General features: G+C 34.8%; 1 protein-coding gene. It reads right to left on the bottom strand.

Annotated elements, in window-relative coordinates:
- On the bottom strand, window positions 1–3249 hold a 3249-nt coding region (locus OQX62_RS24990; RefSeq protein WP_265834407.1), incomplete at its 3' end, for a SusC/RagA family TonB-linked outer membrane protein.
- Between the last annotated feature and the right edge of the window lie 789 nt (window positions 3250–4038).

Raw genomic sequence — 4038 nt, 5'->3', positions numbered from 1 at the left:
TGCCTTCTGCACATTGATCTCGGAGTTGTAATAGAATTGATCCCGATCCTGGCTTGTTGGATAGGTGAAAGAAGGAACATTCGTAATCAGTTCATCTCCCGGTTTCTGCCAGCGACGCGTATATTCAATACCTTGAAGCATATTATCTTGAAACAAATTACTATAATTAACAATATCAGATTGGGGTCTTCTAAAATAATAGCCTAGTTTATATAATAAGTTAAATGAAAGCGAAAGTTGCCCATAGCCAAAAGTATTACGAAGCGACCCAAAATACACAGGAACTGACGATCCAAAATACTTAGCAGTGGAACTAGGCGCATTTCTAATAGCTTGCAAATTAGCTAAGCCCTCTGATGTTGAAGAAATTGCTGCGGGCTGACCGTCAATATATCCTCTTGGATCACCAGTTAAAGGGTCGAGCCCAGCCCATCTATATGCAAATAATCGAGAAAGATCTGCTCCTTCATTGAAGCTGGATAGTGCTATATTCACTACCTGTCCGGCAGATGTTGACGATGTACCGTACAATTTAGTTACCTTAACCCGATTATAGCTCAATAAAAAATTGGTTGTCCAATTGAACAGGCCTCGTTGTAAATTAATTGAATTTAAATTAAGATCAGTTCCCCAACCATGCAGGCTTGCAGTATTAAAGGTGAGAACACTGAATCCAGTAGTAGGGTCTAACTGGCCATTTGTTAACAAATCTGTAGTCTTTTTATCATAGTATTCTAAACTTCCTGAAACCTTGTTATTTTTAAAACCAAAATCTAAACCAACATTTAGTATAGCTGTTTTTTCTGGTCGAAGATTCCTGTTTGTTGCTCCGAACTGATCTATTGTTGTAGCATAAAACAGATTTGTATCAAAATTAGAAGATGATGAAAGGCCAATTGTTGCTCTTGATATAACGCTCGGATTGACATTTCCATTGTATCCAAAAGTACTTCTGAACTGTAGTCTGGGTAAAATATCTAAGCTATAAAAATTTTCATTGGCGATGTTCCAGCTTGCACCAACTGAAAAAAATGGTTTTGCAGGTCTATCTCTACCATATCCGAATTCACTGGAAAAATCTTCACGAATACTGCCTGATAAAGTATATTTGTTTTTGTACGTATACGCAATGTTTGAGAAAGCACTAAAAGTTCTGATTTTGACATCACTTAGTCCATTAGCAATTGTAGGAATTCTAGACGAGCCTAACCCAGATGCGGGATCTCCAAATAGTAACGTAACTGTCGAAGCGTAATTTATATTCGTTTGATTCCTCAATGTACTCTCGTTATAGCCATAATATTGGTTTGCTCTGGAAAAACTATAATTCTGAGTGATATCCATTCCCGCTATCGCACTGAGAGTATGCTCATTTTTCCAATTCTTATTTAAATTGAGTTGTCCTCTTATGGTCTGATTATTAGCTTCAACGATTGTAGGACTATATCTCGCTCCCGCAGGAATATTTTGAACAAGAGTTGTCCTTGAAGTAAATTTGGCAACTAAATCTCTCATGTAAAACGAATTTACACCATCTAACATGTTTTGTTCACTATAGCCTCTACTATAATTATAATTCAAAGTTGCTGATAGTATATCCGTAAGGGCATAATTGGCTCCCAAATTCAAGTTGAAAATATTTGACTTCGTTTTTATGTAACTTTGTTTTATATCTTCTAAGGGTTTCATAGTTAAGTCAGGAATTTTTTCCTTGTAGGTTGAACTTAACAGGTTTAGAAATGCTGGAGTGTATCTAAACGGAATCGTTAAAGGACTACCGTTTTCATCAGCTAACTTCGTATACGGAAAATAATATCCAGTGGATTCGGCCGAAATAGAACTATTAGGCGACTGATCATTAGTAGTAGAATGGCTAAATGTTAAATTTGCCTGCAGTTCCAAATTCCTAATAGGTCTGTAAGTATTGTTATAGTTCAAATTTATCCTATCGGCACCGGATGTTTTAGTATTATTATGTGTTTTATTAGCACCAACTGAAAGTCGATATGCCAATTTTTTCGTTCCTCCATCTAAGGAAAGAGAATAATTTTGGCTGAGTGATGGTCTTAAAATATACTTAGTTAAATCGTTCCTCAAATCATTATTTCTCAATGCATCAATTCTGATTTTAGCTTCAGCACTTGATATTCTGCCTTGTTTTTGATCGTTAAGAATCTCTGCAACAGGAGATATCAGGTATTGCGCTAATCTAATATTTGGATTTGAGACAGAAGTTCCAGCAGCATTAAATTGAAATATTTGTGCGTCAATAAAATCGGATGTACTCATATAGTCTTTGTAAAAAAGATCAATTTTCTCAGATACGTTGAAATTACCATTAAATGAAATGGTTAATGGCTTTTGAAAAACTCCACGTTTACTTTTAATTACAATAACACCATTAGCAGCACGCGATCCCCAGATTGAAGCCGCGGCTGCATCTTTTAATACTGTTATACTTTCAACATCATTAGGATCAATTTGATCCACAGAATAAGGGGTAGCAATACCATCAATGACTACCAAAACTTGCCCACTTGTATTTGAGGGTGTGTTCCCAACATTTAAAGTATTACGGCCTCTAATAGTTAAGTTAGCTAAAGGAGATCTTGCTGCAACTCCTGTTAATCCAGTATATCCAAAACCACTATTATAATTGGCCGAATTATTGGGAACCAGTTGATTATTAAAATTCATACTAGTAGTAATACCTTCAAGTCTCCTGATCAAGTTAGGATCAGTGCTATGTTGCAGCTGCTCCTTAGTGACAACTTCGAAGGATCCTGTAGCACGTTCTTTAGGTATATCCTGATAACCCGTACTTACAATATTTACCTCTCCTAATTGGTTCTGACCAGGAACCATTTTGATTTCAAAGTTCTTTGAAATTTGGCCAGCTAAGGTTAGCTCTTGGGTTAAATAACCAATGTAAGAAAATACTAACGTTCCTCTATTCGAACCAGTAATAATAAAACTACCAGAAGTATTAGTTATACTCCGTTTGTTTGTTCCTTTTACAGATATAGTAGCTCCAATTAGTGGCTGTCCATTTTCATCTAATACTTTACCACTATAGGTTAATGAATCTTGGTTAGATATAGGATAAACTTTGTGAATTATATTGCGTGAATGAGGGCTGTTAATTTTCAACGTTGTTATTGCCTTTGCGCAAAGGCAAAGAGAATTATAAAAAACGAATACTGTGATAAACCACATGTAACGCTCAAAAATATAGATTGTAGACTTCATATAAGTATATAAACCCATGTTATTTATTAATTTTATTTTTAAATTATAATTTTTTATTTACTCACCTCCTTATATTGATTTGTAACAAGTACAAAAGAGATTAAATATATTGTATCAATCAGATCATAATTCTCCTTTCTAAACTATAATTGAAAGATTTTTACCCTAGACATATTAATCTCAGCCTGCTTTCTATATCAGTATTAGAATTTAAATTGTTCTCCTATTAATGGATTGATTAAATGACCAATATTATATTTACATTTCATCTTCTAATGTATCAGATGCCCTTGCTTACAGTTGAATAACACAGTAATTTAGTAATGAAATTTAAATCGACCATATGCTGTCGGAAGCATTCGATTTAATTTTCAAAATATGCTAACTGCAGTAGTGCATTCAAAAAAGGGGATCCGAAAACCTTGAACAGAGTAGGTTAATTTTTAAAGTTTTTTAATGGCTTTTGATTACAAAAACCATCAGCAATTATGGCAAGATCATGGTATTCATATGTAGGTGGAAATCCACAAGAACCAAGCAGTTATTTTCGAGCAAGTGTTAAACCAGGTTGTATTACTGGAACGACAATATGCGCAATTTATGCACCTAATGGTGATACAAATCCTTCTCCGTTTTCATCAAATGTGCAGAGGTATATTTCAGACGCACTCATTAATTTAACCCCTCAGCCTTCGTTACCTGTAGGGTCAAAAAAATACGTTTATTTAAAACAACAAGCTTAGGAATGGGGGGGGGATCACTCCCCCCTTCCTAAGCTTGTTAACATTT

Origin of the sequence: Pedobacter sp. MR2016-24 (genome assembly GCF_026239655.1) — a bacterium.
Taxonomy (GTDB): Bacteria; Bacteroidota; Bacteroidia; order Sphingobacteriales; family Sphingobacteriaceae; genus Pedobacter.
Note: the sequence above shows the minus strand (reverse complement) of the source record. Positions and strands in the feature narration are given on the sequence as shown.